The organism is Azospirillum aestuarii, assembly GCF_016632405.1.
Lineage (GTDB): Bacteria > Pseudomonadota > Alphaproteobacteria > Azospirillales > Azospirillaceae > Azospirillum > Azospirillum aestuarii.
On the sequence record NZ_JAEPIV010000001.1, the window covers coordinates 872,752 to 887,382 of the forward strand.

Consider the following 14,631-nt stretch of genomic DNA (forward strand, 5'->3'; position numbering starts at 1 on the left):
AGGGGACGATCGCCCCTCTATATGGGGGACCGTCCGCCCACGCCTATACCCTGACCGGTGCTTTAGGACGCGCCGAAGTCGAGGTTCCAGGCCTCGTAGCGCTCCGGGTCGTTCTCCCAGTCCTCGCGCACCTTGACGAACAGCATCAAGTGGACGCGCTGCTCCAGCATCTCCTCCAGCTCGGTGCGGGCGGCCTGTCCCAGCGCCTTGATGCGGGTGCCCTGCTTGCCGAGCACGATGGCCTTCTGACTGTCGCGCTGGACATACACGACCTGGGAGATCTTGACCGACCCGTTCTCGAACTCCTCCCACTGCTCGGTCTCGACCGTCGCCGCGTAGGGGAGTTCCTGGTGAAGCTGCTGGAACAGCTTCTCACGCGTGATCTCCGCCGCCAGGAGGCGCATCGGCATGTCGGAGATCTGGTCCTCCGGGTAGTGCCACGGGCCTTCCGGCATGCGGGCGGCCAGGAAGCCGCGCAGATGCTCGACCCCGTCGCCGGTCGAGGCGGACAGCATGAAGATGTCGGTGAAGATGCCTTCCTGGTTGAAGCTGTCGGCGAGGCCCAGCAGCTTCTCGCGCGGCACGAGGTCGATCTTGTTCAGGATCAGGATGGCCTTGCGGCCCTGCTCCTTCAAGCGGGTGATGATGCCCTGGGTGTCCTGGTCGATGCCACGGCGCGACACGTCGAACAGCAGGCCGACCAGATCGGCGTCCTCCGCCCCCTGCCAGGCCGCCGCCACCATGGCGCGGTCCAGACGGCGCTTCGGCTTGAAGATGCCCGGCGTGTCCACGAAGATGATCTGGCTGTCGCCGGCGATGGTGATGCCCAGGACGCGCGTGCGGGTGGTCTGCACCTTGGAGCTGACGATCGACACCTTGGAGCCGACCATCGCGTTCAGCAAGGTGGACTTGCCGGCGTTCGGCGCACCGACCAGGGCGACGAAGCCGCAGCGCGGATTTTCCGGCACATAGGCGGCCTCTTCAGCGCCCTCTTCGGCACCATTGTCGGCACCCTCGTCCACGCTCTCGCTCACGCCCTCGTCCTTATCGTCGAAATCGTCGTCTTCAAACTTGTCGCGGCCGTCAGTCATCGACCTGCACTCCCAATTGGCGCAGCAAGGCGCTGGCCGCTTTCCGTTCGGCGACCCGCTTGGACGGGCCGGTGGCCGTCACCGGCTCCATGCCCTTCAACCGGACCGCGATGCGGAACACCGGCTGGTGCGCCGGGCCGCTCTGCTCGATCATTTCATAGGTGGGAAGGGGACGCCCGTTGCCCTGCGCCCATTCCTGCAACGCCGTCTTGGAATCCAGCGGCGGCGGCTCCGCACGGTCGATCTGCCCGGCCCAGGCGGAGCGGATGAAGTCCCGCGCCTTGGCCATGCCGCCGTCCAGATAGAGCGCCCCGATCACCGCCTCGCAGGCGTCGGCCAGGATGGTGCGGTTGCTCCGCCCGCCGCCTTGCGCCTCCGAAGGGGACAGGCGCAGGTAGCGGCCCAGTTGGAGCGCGTCGGCGACGCGGCTCAGCGCCTCCCGTCGGACCAGCGAGACGTGCCGCTTGGCGAGCGCGCCCTCGCGTTCGTCGGGGAAGCGTTCCAGCAGCCATTCCGCGATGACGAGGCCGAGCACCCGGTCGCCCAGGAACTCCAGCCGTTCATAGGCCAGGCCAGGGCCCTGCTCGGGCCGTCCGCCGTGAACGCTGCGCTCCAGCCCCATCAGGCTGGGGTGGGTGACTGCGTCGGCCAACCGCTGCGGATCGGCGAAGCGGTGGCCGACGGCCGCGGCCAGTTCCGCGAGGTCTGCGGAATCGGCACTCACGTCCAGATCGGACGCCATGGGGGTCCCCCGTTCTTCAGGGCTCACAATACGGTCTCCGCGCCCCGGTGCTGTGCGGGGCTCACTTCACGGCGTTGAACAGGCGGCTGAACCGCAGGTCCGCCGGCCAGCGCCACACCTCGAAGAAGCGCGTCCCGTCCTCCAGAGAGAAGAACAGGAATTCGGCGCGCCCGACCAGATTCTCCATCGGGACATACCCCACCTGCGACGGGACGCGGCTGTCCAGCGAGTTGTCGCGGTTGTCGCCCATCATGAACAGGTGGTTCGCCGGCACCTTAAAAGCCGGGGTGTTGTCGAGCGGACCGTTGTCCGATTCCTCGATGATGCGGTGGCTGCGCCCGCCCGGCAGGGTCTCGACAAACTGCGCGATGCGGACCTCGCGGCCCAGCGCGTCGCGGGACACATAGTCCTCAATCCGCTCGCGCTTCACCGGCTGGCCGTTGATGTGCAGCACGCCGCCGGTCACCTGGACGGTGTCGCCCGGCAGGCCGATGACGCGCTTGATGTAGTCGGTCTTGTTGTCGCGCGGCAGCTTGAAGACGGCGACGTCGCCGCGCTCCGGCGCGTGGCCCATGATGCGGCCCTCGAACAGCGGCAGACCGAAGCCGACCGTGTACTTGCTGTATCCGTAGGAGAATTTGGACACGAACAGGTAGTCGCCGATCAGCAGCGTCGGGATCATCGACCCGGATGGGATGTTGAAGGGCTCGAAGGCGAAGGTCCGCACGCCGAAGGCGATGATGACCGCGTAGAAGACCGTCTTCACCGTCTCGGCAAAGCCGCCTGTCTCTTTGGATTTGCCGGTCAAGGCGGTCTCTCTGTTCATGGTCATGCGGAGGGTGCCGTGGGGGTGGTGATGGAGGTGTTGGCGGACGTGTCGGCCGGTTCGGCGCTGATGATGACGAAGGCCTCGGCCATCGGATACTCGTCGGTCAGCGTCACGTGGATGCGCGCCTGCATGCCCGGCGGGGTGATCGCCTGCAGCCGCTCCAGCGCCCCGCCGGTCAGGCGCATGGTCGGCTGGCCGGAGGGCAGGTTCACCACCCCCATGTCGCGCCAGAACACACCGTCGCGAAATCCGGTGCCCAGCGCCTTGGAGCAGGCCTCCTTGGCGGCGAAGCGCTTGGCGTAGGTCGCGGCCCGCGCGCTGTGCTTGCCGGCGGCGCCGGCGCGGCGCTCCGACTTGGCGCGCTCCACGTCGGTGAAGATGCGGGCGATGAAGCGGTCCCCGAAACGGTCCAGCGACTGCTCGACCCGGCGGATGTCGATCAGGTCGTTCCCGATGCCGAGGATCATGAGACGCCTCCACTCGCCAAGCGGGCGTCCTTCATGACGGCGCGCATGCGCTGGAGCGTGTTGCCCAGCCCGACGAAGATCGCCTCGCCGATCAGGAAATGGCCGATGTTCAGCTCCACGATGGTCGGGATGGCGGCGACCGCCCCGACCGTCTCGTAACTCAGCCCATGGCCGGCGTGGCACTCCAGGCCGATGGCCTCGGCGTGGGCCGCCGCCCGGACGATGCGCTCCAGCTCCGCCGCGCGTTCCGCCCCGGCGGGCGCCTCGCAGTAAGCGCCGGTGTGCAGTTCCACCACCGGGGCGCCCAGAGCCTTGGCGGCGTCGAGCTGCGCCGGTTCCGGATCGATGAACAGGGAAACGCGGATGCCCGCGGCGCCGAGGTCGCCGACGTAGCGCTTCAGATTGTTCATCTGCCCGGCGACGTCCAGCCCGCCTTCGGTGGTGACCTCGGTGCGCTTCTCCGGGACGAGGCAGCAGGCGTGCGGCGTGTGGCGCAACGCGATGGCGAGCATCTCGTCCGTCGCCGCCATCTCCAGGTTCAGCGGCAGCCGGATCTCCGCCATCAGCCGCTCGATGTCGGAATCGATGATGTGGCGGCGGTCTTCGCGCAGATGGGCGGTGATGCCGTCGGCCCCGGCCTCGGCGGCGAGCTTCGCCGCGCGCACGGGATCGGGATGACGCCCGCCCCGCGCGTTGCGGACGGTCGCCACATGGTCGATGTTCACGCCGAGGCGCAGAGGGCGGGGCATAGGCTCGAAACTCCGGTGTCGCGCCGGTCCCGCATCCTGCATCCGGCGGGCACCGGTTCTCCTGCTATATAGCGGCGGCTTGGCGTCGCGTCACGCCGTCATTCGACGACGTGATGTGCGGCGATCCGCGCGGCGAGCGCCTTCAATTCTTCAACTGGCGGGTCGTGGCGCGGCCAGACCAGATCGGCACCATCGTTCTCGTAGCGCGGCACCACATGCACGTGGATGTGCGGAACGGTCTGCCAGCCCGCCGGCTTGTTCGTCTGGAGAAGCGTGATCCCCTCCGGCGAAAAGGCCGCCTGGACGGCGCGGGCGACCTTGTGAACGGTGCGGAACAGGGCCGCCGCCTCGTCCTCCGTCACATCCAGGATGGTCGGGGCCGGGCGCTTCAGCGCGACCAGCACATGGCCGGGGTTTACCTGCCCGGCGTCCATGAAGGCGAAGGTCGTCGCATCCTCGTACACCATGGCGCAAGGCAGTTCGCCGGCGATCAGGCGGCTGAAGATGGTCGGGCTGGACATGCTTCCCTCGCTCCTGACGGACAGGCTCACCGCCCCCGCGCCCGCTCCACCGCGTTGATGGCGGGGGTGGCGCGCAGGGCCGCCATGATGTTGGTCAGATGCTTGGCGTCCTTCACGTCGATGTCGATCAGCAGCTCGAAGAAGTCGGTGTTGCGGCTGGTGATCTTCAGGTTCGTGATGTTGCCGCCGTTCTTGCCGATGACCGTGGACAGCGTGCCGAGCGAGCCCGGCTCGTTGTTGACCACCAGCGAGATGCGCCCGACATGCTCCTCCGGGCTGTCCGGCCCGATGTCCCAGGCGACGTCGATCCAGCGCTCCGGCGACTCGTGGAAGCTCTCCAGCGTCTCGCAGTCGATGGTGTGGATGGTCACGCCCTTCCCGGTGGTCACGATGCCGACGATGCGGTCGCCCGGCAGCGGGTGGCAGCAACGGGCGTAATGGACCGCCATGCCGGGGATCAGGCCGCGGATCGGCAGCGGCGCGTTGTTGCCCTTCGCCTTCGGCTTGGGCTTCGGCACCGTGATGGCGTTCTTGTCGTCGCCTTCCTTGGTCGTCGCCACATGCGGCTTGTGGCCGGGGAAGACGGCGTGGAAGACCTCGCGGCCCGAATGCAGGCCCGACCCGACGCTGGCCAGCAGGTCGTCGGCGCTCGGCTGCTGGAAGATCTTGACGACGCCTTCCAGCGCCTTTTCCGAGAACTCGTAGCCTTCGGACTTGAACTGGCGCTGCAGGATGGCGCGGCCCAGCTCGATGTACTGGGTGCGCTGCTGGGTGCGCAGGAATTTGCGGATGCGCGCCCGCGCCTTGCCGGTGACGACGAAGCGTTCCCAGCCCGGAACCGGGGTCTGGGCCTTGGACGTGATGATGTCGACCTGATCGCCGTTCTGCAGCTGCGTGCGCAGCGGCAGCATCCGCGCGTTGATCTTGGCGCCGACGCAATGGTCGCCGACCTCCGAATGGACGGCGTAGGCGAAGTCAACCGGGGTCGCCCCGCGCGGCAGCGCGATCAGGTCGCCCTTGGGCGTGAAGCAGAAGACCTGGTCCTGAAACAGCTCCAGCTTGGTGTGCTCCAGGAACTCCTCGGGCTTCTGGGCGTGCTCCAGAATGTCCAGAAGCTCGCGAAGCCAGCGGTACTCGCGCCCCTGCTGGGTGCGCGGCTCGCCCTGCTTGTAGGCCCAGTGGGCGGCGACGCCGAGTTCGCAGATCTCGTGCATGTCGCTGGTGCGGATCTGCACCTCGATCCGGTTGCGCTCCGGACCGATCACCCCGGTGTGGAGCGAGCGGTAGCCGTTGGGCTTGGGCGTCGAGATGTAGTCCTTGAAGCGCCCCGGAACGACCGGGTAGTGGGCGTGGATGACGCCCAGCGCCTGATAGCATTCCGGCACCGTGTCCACCATGATCCGGAAGGCCATGATGTCCGACAGCTGCTCGAAGCTGACATTCTTGCGCTGCAGCTTGCGCCAGATCGAATAGGCGGTCTTCTCGCGCCCAGTGACCCCGGCGTTGGGCAGCCCCTCCTCCGCCAGCGTGCCGCGGAGTTCCTGGATGATCCGCTGGACCCGGTTCTCGCCCTCTGTCCGCAGGCGGGAGAGCTGGGCGAGGATGCTGTCGCGGGCGTCCGGATTCAGCTCCGCGAAGGAAAGATCCTCCAGCTCGTCCTTGACCTGATGCATGCCGATGCGCTCGGCCAGGGGGGCGTAGATCTCGATGGTTTCGCGGGCGATGCGCTTGCGCTTGTCCGGGTTCTTCAGATGGAACAGCGTGCGCATGTTGTGCAGCCGGTCGGCCAGCTTGACCAGGAGGACGCGGATGTCCTCCGACATCGCCAGCACCAGCTTGCGGAAATTCTCGGCCTGCTTGGCCTGCTCGCTGTGCAGTTCCAGGCGCGACAGCTTGGTCACGCCGTCGACCAGACGGGCGATCTCCTTGCCGAAATGCTTCTCGATGTCCTCCAGCGTGGCGACCGTGTCTTCGACCGTGTCGTGCAGCAGCGCCGTCGCGATGGTCCCGGCGTCCAGCTTGAGCTGGGTCAGGATGCCGGCGACTTCCAGCGGGTGGAGGAAATAGGGATCGCCCGAGGCGCGGGTCTGCGAGCCGTGCGCCTTCATGGAAAAGACGTAGGCGCGGTTGAGCAACTCCTCGTCCGCCGAGGGGTCGTACGCCTTGACGCGTTCGACAAGCTCATATTGCCGGATCATGGCACCCGACCCGGCGCAGCGTGCGCCATGAAGTTTCGCAAACGATTGGTTGGTCGACGGAAAGGGGGGCCGTCGGCCCCCACAGCCGGTCGCTGTCGGTCAGCGTCAGAGATCCCCGTCGGCATCGCGGCCGACGACGTCGTCCTCGGTGTCGCCGAAGGCCGCCGCCGGGTCGCTCTCCATATCGGACAGCAGGTCGTCGCCTTCGCCGACCTCTTCCGCCTCGCTCATCCCGTCCTCGTCCTCCAGCGACGTGTCGCCACGGGCGGCCCAGTCGTGTTCGCCGGCCATCAGCTCGACGATCTCCTCCTCGGGCTCGTCGGGCTCGACGTGCTTCTGGTGGCCCTTGATCAGGGCGTTCTTCAGATGATCCAGCATCACCGTCTCATCGGCGATCTCGCGCAGGGCAACGACCGGATTCTTGTCGTTGTCGCGATCGATCGACAGCGGGGCACCGGACGCGATCTCTCGCGCGCGCTGGGCCGCCATCATAACCAGTTCAAACCGGTTCGGAACCTTGAGGACGCAATCTTCGACGGTAACGCGAGCCATACCAAACCAACTCCGGGATCTGCGAAGGCATCCGAATATATTGATGCGTTCGCGCCTGCGCAAGCGCTTCGAGCCTTGTCGGCTCCGCCCGCCGTACCCCGCCCGCGGCGCGCCCATGCCCGCGCTCCCCCTTGCTCGCGCGAAGACGACCCCCTACTTTACTTATCTGGTGAATCGCAATTTCGCGTATGCCTGACATATAATTCAATCCATCGTGGAAGGATTACGGAATTGGATCGGAATACGACTTTGCCGAAAGATGTTACGAAGCTCTTTTATAAGGAAGAGCGTCTGGCGATGTTTATCGACGGCGCCAATTTGTACGCAGCCGCCCGGTCCCTAGGCTTCGATATCGACTATAAGCGTCTTCGCGACGGCTTCGCCTCCGAGGGACGGCTGGTGCGCGCCTTCTATTACACCGCGTTGGTGGAGGATCAGGAATATTCGCCGATCCGTCCGCTGGTCGATTGGCTGGATTACAACGGCTACACCATGGTGACCAAGCCGACCAAGGAGTTCACGGACGCCTCGGGTCGGCGCAAGATCAAGGGCAACATGGACATAGAGCTGGCCATCGACGTGATGGAGATGGCCGAGCGCGTCGACCACATCCTGCTCTTCTCCGGCGACGGCGATTTCCGCCGGCTGGTCGAGGCGGTGCAACGCAAGGGCGTGCGGGTCAGCGTCATCAGCACCGTGCGCTCCCAGCCGCCGATGGTCGCCGACGAGTTGCGCCGTCAGGCCGACAACTTCATCGAGCTTCAGGATCTCGCCCCCAGCATCGCCCGCGTCCATCACCACCGCGAATCGATGGGGAATCCGGGCGCTCCAGGTGCTCCGGGCGTGCCGGACATGCCCGGCCAGGGCGGTCCCTACGCCAACTTCTGAGCGGTACCGCTTACAGCAACTTTTGAGCGATATCGCTCACCGCGGGGCGCGCTTTCCGGTCAGCGCCCCGCAATGGTGGGTTTCAGGGCGCCGGCCGGAAGCCGGAACATCATCAGATAGGTCCGCTGCAGCGGACTGCGGTTGTCGTCGGAAACGATGTAGAGCAGCGTGTCGCCGTCCGGGCCGGACCGCACCGCCATTCCTTCGAAATTATCGGTCAGCAAAGGCGGCTCCAGCCGCGCCAGTTCGACGCCATCCATCGTTGCGCCGCCGCGCAGCGAATCCGCCGGCACATGGACGATGCGCGCCGCCCATCCGCCCAGCAGCGACACCCGCCGCTCCAGCACCAGCACCCCGCCGTCGGACAGAGCCGCCGCCGCCGTGGGGCGGAACCGCGGCGCCGCGCGGTAGGTCAGCGGTTGCCAGTCTCCCCGTGTTTTCAGCTCGGCGGAAGCGATCCAGGCGCTGCGCTCCCGGACCCCGTCGTCATCCCCCTCCTCGATGGCCAGGATGCGGCCATCCGGCAGCGCGGCCAGCGCCTCGATTCCACCGTTCGATGGAGCCTCCTCCAGGCCGGGCGGCGTCGGAAGCTTCCGCGGCGTTCCCTCGGGCCGGTCGGAGCCGCCGTAGCGCAGGATGCGGTGGTTGCGCTCGAACGGCGCCAGCCAACCTCCGTCCGGCAGGCGGACGAGGTCCTCCGAGTCATTGAGCCGGCCACGGTAATCCGGGGCCTTGTCGATGACCAGGGGGTGGACATCGTAGCGTCCGGCACCGGTCAGATGCCCCTGGGCGTCATAGGACAGCCGTCCCGTGACGCTCCTCCCGTTGTCGGAGACCGCGACGAAACGATCACCCGAGTCGCTGACCCAAAGGCCGGACAAGCCTCCCACACCCGCTCCACCGGGCAGACGGAGGGCGCCACGAAATCGCAGAGCCCCCACCTCCGCAAGAGCGGGACGGTCCGGGTCCAGCGCAATCGGAAGGGAAGATCTGACCGGCCCGCCGTTTCCGGCCACCGCGGCGCAGCCGCCGGCCACGGCCAGCAGGGCACAGAAGGGAATCACCAGGGTTCTCAAACGCATGGCGGCACTCATGCCACGACGGGGCGGCCAGGGGAACGCATTTTCCGGCTTGCCCCGCCTGCCCGCGATTCCAACCCTTCGTCCGCCCGGCTCATAAGCCCTCCCCCTCCGTCCGAACGTGAACGAACGAATTGGATATGCGCAGAGGGTTACTTCCTCAGAACCAATTCGGGAGAGGGTTCAAGCGCATAAATTGTTCTGTACCTAAGGAAAACATTGCCCAGCTTCAGCCGAGAATCGCGTGATGCCCAATCCCCTCCGGTCCCAGCCGGTCGCCCTGCCTGCTGATCGCCCCGCCACCGGTTCGGGAGCGCCGGAGGACCCAATCGCGGAACGCATCCGCGAGTTGGAGGCCGAACTGCGCGAGCTTCAGCACCGGGCCAAGAACAGCCTTCAGCTGGTCATCAGCCTGCTGAAACTGCAAACGGGCCGCATCCGCGACCCGGACGCCCGCGCCGCCTACGAACAGACGCTGGTCCGCATCGAAGCGCTGGCGATCCTCTATCGCCACCTCCACGAATCGGGCACCGGCACCCACGTGAATTTGGGCCGCTACATCGAATCCCTTGCCGACGCGGTGAAGCACGGGACCCCCGGCGGCCTCGCCAACGTGCCCATCGAGGTGAAGAGCGATCCCATCCAGATCGGCCTGTACGAGGCCATGCCGCTGGGCCTGATCACCGCAGAGCTGATCACCAACAGCCTGCACCACGCCTATCCGGAGCAGGGCTGGATTCGCGTGTCGGTAACGCAGGAGCACAATGGGCGTGCCCGCCTGATCGTCGAGGACAACGGGCGCGCCCTGCCCGCCGGCTTCGACACGACGGCGGAGGACGGGCTGATGCTGGCCGAAGCGCTGGCCGCCCAGCTCGGCGACACGCTGAACACGGAAAGCGACGCCGCCGGAACGACCGCCAGCGTGTCTTTTCCCGTCTGACGACTCAGGCGGACGCCCCGTGACACTCCTGCGGGGCGTCCTCGGGGCCGTGATCGTGATGGTCGTGCGGATGCTCGGGCGGAGGAGCCGTCTTGACGGTGCCCGCGAAGTAATCGCGGATCGCCTGCACCGGGTCGGTTTCCAGCGTGGTCACCGGCTCGATGCCGCGGCGCTTCATGTGATCGATGAATCCCTGGCCGGAGGAGCCGGTGATGACCACCCGCACCGAGTCGATGGGATGCGGGCGCCCATCGCCGGCGAGGTGGAGCACCTCGTCCTCCGCCAGATCGATCCGCCCGAGCTCCACGGGGTCGCCGCCCGCCTCGGCCTCGAAGACCAGGAAGCGGCGGGTGCGGCCGCCATGTGTGGCGATGCTGCGGTAATCCTGGGTGCCGATGGCGAACTTCATCCCACATCCCCCTAAAGGCTCAGCGGCCTTACCGTGGCACGGCCAACCGCCGCGCACACTGAGGGAGGTCAATGCGCGTTACAGGATTTCCGTTTCGTCAGAGCGGATGACGTCTGTCCATTTGCGCTCCAGACGGCGCAGCGTACGGTAGGTGACCTCGAAGTCCTGGCTGTCGCCGTCGCTGCGGATCAGGCCGTCGGAATGGACCGAGGCCATGTGGCGCAACCGCTCGCACAACTCCAGCCCCCTTGCCGACAGCTTCAGCCGGGCGGCGCGCTTGTCGCGCGGCGAGGCGGAGCGGTCCACATAGCCGCTGTCCACCAGCTGCTTCAGGTTGTAGGAGGCGTTGGAGCCGAGGTAGTAGCCGCGCTCGATCAGGTCGCGCACGCTGATCTCGCCGTTGGAGATGTTCAACAGCATCATGACCTGCACCGGGCTGATGTCGTCGATGCCGATCCGGGACAGCTCGATTCGCAGAACGTCGAGGAACCGGCGGTGCATCCGTTCGATGATCCGCGCCACCTCATGGTACATCTGGGTCGCGGAGGCCTTGCGCTCAGCGTCGCTGCGCTCGGCGTCTTCGGTCGGCTGGGGCTGAACGAGCGTCGTCATGGGCCTCGGGTCTGCGTGGGGATCGGGGAGTACGGCCTGCCTTGCCCAACGCACCGTAGGGACCTAACTGTTTAATTTATATTAACTGTGATGGCGGCGTGAAGGCGCACCGGACCTTTCCAAAAGGTTGGCGCGCCTTCCGCAAAGGACTGGATAAGGTCAGATCCAGCTGTCGTCTCCGCCAGAATCGCCGCCGCCGTCATCGAACGAGGAATCATCGGTCTTATAATCGACGTTCTGGAGGTTGTTGTCCTCCGGCGGGAAGCCCTGGTCCGCGGCTTGGTCGGCGGAGTTGCCGTAGTAATTGTTGATGGTCGTCTCGCCATGGCTGGCCGTCTGCCCCGCCGCCCCGGCGGCCTCGCCGAACGGTCCCGGCGAGTGGCTGAGCATCGAGGAGATGGCGCTGGCCGCCAGCATGCCACCGGCGACACCCGCCGCGGTCTGGGCCGCTCCGCTCAGGAACCCGCCGCCGCGCGGCGCGTAGCCCTGCGGGGCGAAGCCGGGCTGCGGTGCGTAACCGGGCTGAGGCGGATAGGGGGGCTGACCATAGCCAGGTTGCCCACCGCCTTGCGGAGCGGCGCCCCACGGGTTGCGCGACGGCGCCGCGGGGGCCTGCATTGGAGACGGCATCGGCGGCTGCATGGGGTTGTAGGCCGGCCCCTGGGGAGACTGGGGAAGCGGAGCGGGCTGTTGTTCCGCCGGGCGGTTGCCCCCGCCGGCCCACGGGCTGCGCCCCAGCCCGAGCGCGTTGGACAGGAAGCTGCCTCCGGACGGCTGCGGCTGGGCCTGCTGGGCCTGCTGGGCGCGGGCCTGCGCCTCCCTCACCTGCCGCTCCAGATCCTCGATGCGCTGCTGGGCGGCGGTCAGCGCCTGCTGCTGCACCAGGACCGACTGCGCCATGTAGTAGGCGGCGGCGGGCTGGCCCTGGATCATCTGCTGGATGAAGCGTTCCGCCTCCGGATCGCGGGGCTGGTTCTCCACCTCGCGCAGGTGCGTGAACAGATCGGAAAGGAGGGTGCGTTCCTCGGGCGTCATGGTCGTCTCCTGTGCGCGCTCCAAGCGGGCGCGCCTTTCATGTGGCGCACCGCACCCCCGGTCCGCAAGGGTCCCGGCCCCGGCGGAGACGCTACCCGGCCTTGCGCTCCGCCGCCTCCGCGGAGGGCTCCGACACCAGGGCCGCGCGGACGGCGTCGTCGACCCGTTCCAGCCAGACGAAGCTCAGCCGCTCGCGAACCGCCGCGGGAATGTCGTCGAAATCCTTGCGGTTGCGGGCGGGCAGCATCACCGTCTTCAGCCCGGCGCGCTGGGCGGCCACCACCTTCTCGCGGATGCCGCCGACCGGCAGGACCAGCCCGCGCAGGCTGATCTCCCCGGTCATGGCCGTGTCGGAACGGATGCAGCGCCCGGACAGCAGCGACACCAGGGCCGTGAAGATCGCCACCCCGGCGGACGGCCCGTCCTTCGGAATGGCCCCCGCCGGGACGTGGATGTGGATGTCGAAGCGATCCAGCCCCTCCGGGTCGAGGCCGAGGTCCTTCACCCGCGACTTGACGAGGCTGAGGGCGGCCTGCGCGCTCTCCTTCATCACCTCGCCCAGCTGGCCGGTCAGGATCAGCCGTCCCGAGCCGGAAAAGCGGCTGGCCTCGATGAACAGGATGTCGCCGCCGACCGGGGTCCAGGCAAGGCCGGTCGCCACGCCGGGCACGCTGGTGCGCATCGCCACGTCGTTCTCGAATCGCGGCGGCCCCAGGATCGCCGTCAGGTCCGCCGGCTCGACCCGCATCCGCTCCACCTCGCCCTCGGCGATGCGGACGGCGGCGTAGCGTCCGACCGCGCCGATCAGCCGTTCCAGTTGGCGGTTTCCGGCCTCCCGCGTGTGGTCGCGGATGATCGCTCGCAGCGTGTCGTCGGGGATCACCAGTTGGCCCGCCGTCAGACCGTTGGCGGCCAGTTGGCGGGCCAGCAGGTAGCGCTTGGCGATCTCCAGCTTCTCGTCCTCGGTATAGCCGGACAGCTCGATCACCTCCATGCGGTCGCGCAGCGGGCCGGGGATGGTGTCGAGCATGTTGCCGGTGGCGATGAACATCACCTTCGACAGGTCGAAGGGCACGCCCAGGTAATGGTCGCGGAAGGTCGCGTTCTGCTCCGGGTCCAGCACCTCCAGCAGGGCGGCCGACGGATCGCCGTGGAAGCCCTGCCCCAGCTTGTCCATCTCGTCCAGCATCAGCACGCAGTCGCGCGTCCCGGCCCTGCGGATGGCCTGGACGATGGTACCGGGAAGCGCGCCGACATAGGTGCGGCGGTGGCCGCGGATCTCGCTCTCGTCATGGACGCCGCCCAGCGAGACGCGGGCGAAGGCCCGTCCGGTCGCCCGCGCGATACTCTGGCCGAGCGAGGTCTTGCCCACCCCCGGCGGACCGACGAAGCAGAGTATGGGGCTGCGCCCCTCCGGGTTCAGCTTGAGCACCGCCAGGAACTCCAGGATGCGGCGCTTGACCTTCTCCAGCCCGTAATGGTCCTCGTCGAGGATGCGGCGGGCCTCGGCGATGTCGATACGGGATTCCGACCGGCGGTCCCACGGCATCTCGATCAGCCAGTCCAGGTAGCTGCGCACCATCGAATATTCCGCCGCCGCCTCCGGCATGCGCTCCAGCCGGCGCAGCTCCTTCTCGGCGTGCTCGCGGACGTCGGGCGGCATGCCGGCCTTGGCGATGGCGTCCTGAAGCTCGCCGATCTCGGCCTGACGGCCCTCGTCGGCCTCGCCCAGCTCCTTCTGGATGGCGCGCAGCTGCTCGCGCAGCAGATACTCGCGCTGCCGCTCGTCCATAGCCTCGCGGGTGCGCTCGCGGAGGTCGCGCGACAGCCGCAGCACCTCGATCCGCCGGGCGAGCAGGCCGCCAACCTTGTCGAGCCGCTCCGGCAGATCCACGGTTTCCAGCACCTCCTGCTTCTCGGCAGGCTTCAGGTCCATGTAGCTGGCCGTCATGTCGGCCAGTTCGCCGGGGCTTTCGATCGCCTGCACGGCGGCCAGCAGTTCCTGTGGGGCCTGGGGCAGCAGTTGCAGCGCCTCCACCGCCTCGTTGCGCAGGTTCAGGAAGCGGGCCATGACTTCCGGCGTGGCGGTGTCGCTTTCCTCCACCATCTCGACGCGGGCGGCCATGAAGGGATGGCCCGGCACCCACTCGACGATGCGGAAGCGCTGCTGCCCCTGGCACACCAGATGGTGCGAGCCGTCGGGCGTGGTGACGTAGCGCAGGATCGTGGCGGTCGTGCCGACGCGGTGCATGTCGGCGCCGGTCGGGTCCTCCACCGCCTCGTCGCGCTGAAGCAGGATGCCGACCGGCCGTTCGGTGCGGGCCGCCTCCTGCGCCGCGGCGACCGAGCGCGCCCGCCCGACGGTGACCGGCAGCACCACCCCCGGAAACTGCACGAGGTTCCGCACCGGGATGACCGGGATCACATCCTCCGGCAACCCGGAGGCGGGCGGCGAGGCGGATGGCGTCTGGGGAGTCGGCGTCTCTTCGGCAGCGTGCTCATCAGTCATTCGAACGTCC

Annotated in this window: 15 protein-coding genes; 2 read left to right on the top strand and 13 right to left on the bottom strand. The window is 67.6% G+C overall.

Going from position 1 to position 14,631, the window contains the following annotated elements:
• Nucleotides 1-62: 62 nt before the first annotated feature.
• The 8 genes from era to rpoZ all read right to left on the bottom strand — a co-directional run bounded on the left by era (nucleotide 63) and on the right by rpoZ (nucleotide 7,149).
• Nucleotides 63-1,091: a GTPase Era gene (era, locus tag JJL56_RS03990; protein WP_145623487.1), complete on the bottom strand. Its 1,029-nt coding sequence runs from the start codon at nucleotides 1,089-1,091 to the stop codon at nucleotides 63-65.
• The gene (gene rnc, locus JJL56_RS03995) at nucleotides 1,084-1,833 is read right to left on the bottom strand and encodes a ribonuclease III (protein WP_145623486.1); all 750 of its coding nucleotides are present in this window, start codon (nucleotides 1,831-1,833) and stop codon (nucleotides 1,084-1,086) included. Before rnc ends, era begins: the two co-directional genes overlap by 8 nt.
• Before the next feature lie 61 nt (nucleotides 1,834-1,894).
• A complete protein-coding gene (gene lepB / locus JJL56_RS04000; RefSeq protein ID WP_145623485.1) occupies nucleotides 1,895-2,665 on the bottom strand; it encodes a signal peptidase I in 771 nt (256 codons plus the stop codon).
• Nucleotides 2,662-3,129: a holo-ACP synthase gene (gene acpS / locus JJL56_RS04005; RefSeq protein WP_145623484.1), complete on the bottom strand. Its 468-nt coding sequence runs from the start codon at nucleotides 3,127-3,129 to the stop codon at nucleotides 2,662-2,664. Before acpS ends, lepB begins: the two co-directional genes overlap by 4 nt.
• Nucleotides 3,126-3,878 carry a pyridoxine 5'-phosphate synthase gene (locus tag JJL56_RS04010; protein WP_200484239.1) on the bottom strand — a complete coding sequence of 251 codons (753 nt, stop codon included), beginning with the start codon at nucleotides 3,876-3,878 and terminating at the stop codon, nucleotides 3,126-3,128. The genes acpS and JJL56_RS04010 overlap by 4 nt, the downstream gene beginning before the upstream one ends.
• 98 nt (nucleotides 3,879-3,976) lie before the next feature.
• On the bottom strand, nucleotides 3,977-4,399 hold the full coding sequence (locus JJL56_RS04015) for an HIT family protein (RefSeq protein WP_145623482.1): 423 nt from the start codon (nucleotides 4,397-4,399) through the stop codon (nucleotides 3,977-3,979).
• 26 nt (nucleotides 4,400-4,425) lie between these two features.
• Nucleotides 4,426-6,597 (bottom strand): RelA/SpoT family protein, encoded by a 2,172-nt coding sequence (locus tag JJL56_RS04020; protein ID WP_200484240.1) that lies wholly within the window; start codon nucleotides 6,595-6,597, stop codon nucleotides 4,426-4,428.
• Nucleotides 6,598-6,702: 105 nt separating this feature from the next.
• A complete protein-coding gene (gene rpoZ, locus JJL56_RS04025) occupies nucleotides 6,703-7,149 on the bottom strand; it encodes a DNA-directed RNA polymerase subunit omega (RefSeq protein ID WP_145623480.1) in 447 nt (148 codons plus the stop codon).
• A 297-nt stretch (nucleotides 7,150-7,446) separates the two neighbouring features.
• On the opposite strand from rpoZ, the gene JJL56_RS04030 reads away from it, so the two are divergent.
• Nucleotides 7,447-8,037 carry a LabA-like NYN domain-containing protein gene (locus JJL56_RS04030; RefSeq protein WP_145623479.1) on the top strand — a complete coding sequence of 197 codons (591 nt, stop codon included), beginning with the start codon at nucleotides 7,447-7,449 and terminating at the stop codon, nucleotides 8,035-8,037.
• Between the two features lie 59 nt (nucleotides 8,038-8,096).
• Here JJL56_RS04030 and JJL56_RS04035 read toward each other — a convergent pair whose 3' ends face one another.
• A complete protein-coding gene (locus JJL56_RS04035) occupies nucleotides 8,097-9,119 on the bottom strand; it encodes an esterase-like activity of phytase family protein (protein WP_200484241.1) in 1,023 nt (340 codons plus the stop codon).
• A gap of 244 nt (nucleotides 9,120-9,363) precedes the next feature.
• On the opposite strand from JJL56_RS04035, the gene JJL56_RS04040 reads away from it, so the two are divergent.
• Entirely contained in the window at nucleotides 9,364-10,056 is a 693-nt protein-coding gene (locus JJL56_RS04040) for a sensor histidine kinase (RefSeq protein ID WP_145623477.1), read from the top strand.
• Between the two features lie 4 nt (nucleotides 10,057-10,060).
• Here the strand turns inward: JJL56_RS04040 and JJL56_RS04045 are convergent, their stop codons facing one another.
• The 4 genes from JJL56_RS04045 to lon form a co-directional block, all read right to left on the bottom strand.
• Complete coding sequence (locus JJL56_RS04045) at nucleotides 10,061-10,465, bottom strand: NifB/NifX family molybdenum-iron cluster-binding protein (RefSeq protein ID WP_200484242.1); 405 nt, start codon at nucleotides 10,463-10,465, stop codon at nucleotides 10,061-10,063.
• Between the two features lie 78 nt (nucleotides 10,466-10,543).
• A complete protein-coding gene (locus tag JJL56_RS04050) occupies nucleotides 10,544-11,077 on the bottom strand; it encodes a MarR family transcriptional regulator (RefSeq protein ID WP_145623475.1) in 534 nt (177 codons plus the stop codon).
• A 159-nt stretch (nucleotides 11,078-11,236) separates the two neighbouring features.
• The gene (locus tag JJL56_RS04055; protein WP_200484243.1) at nucleotides 11,237-12,112 is read right to left on the bottom strand and encodes a DUF2076 domain-containing protein; all 876 of its coding nucleotides are present in this window, start codon (nucleotides 12,110-12,112) and stop codon (nucleotides 11,237-11,239) included.
• Nucleotides 12,113-12,203: 91 nt separating this feature from the next.
• A complete protein-coding gene (gene lon, locus JJL56_RS04060; RefSeq protein ID WP_247890917.1) occupies nucleotides 12,204-14,621 on the bottom strand; it encodes an endopeptidase La in 2,418 nt (805 codons plus the stop codon).
• Between the last annotated feature and the right edge of the window lie 10 nt (nucleotides 14,622-14,631).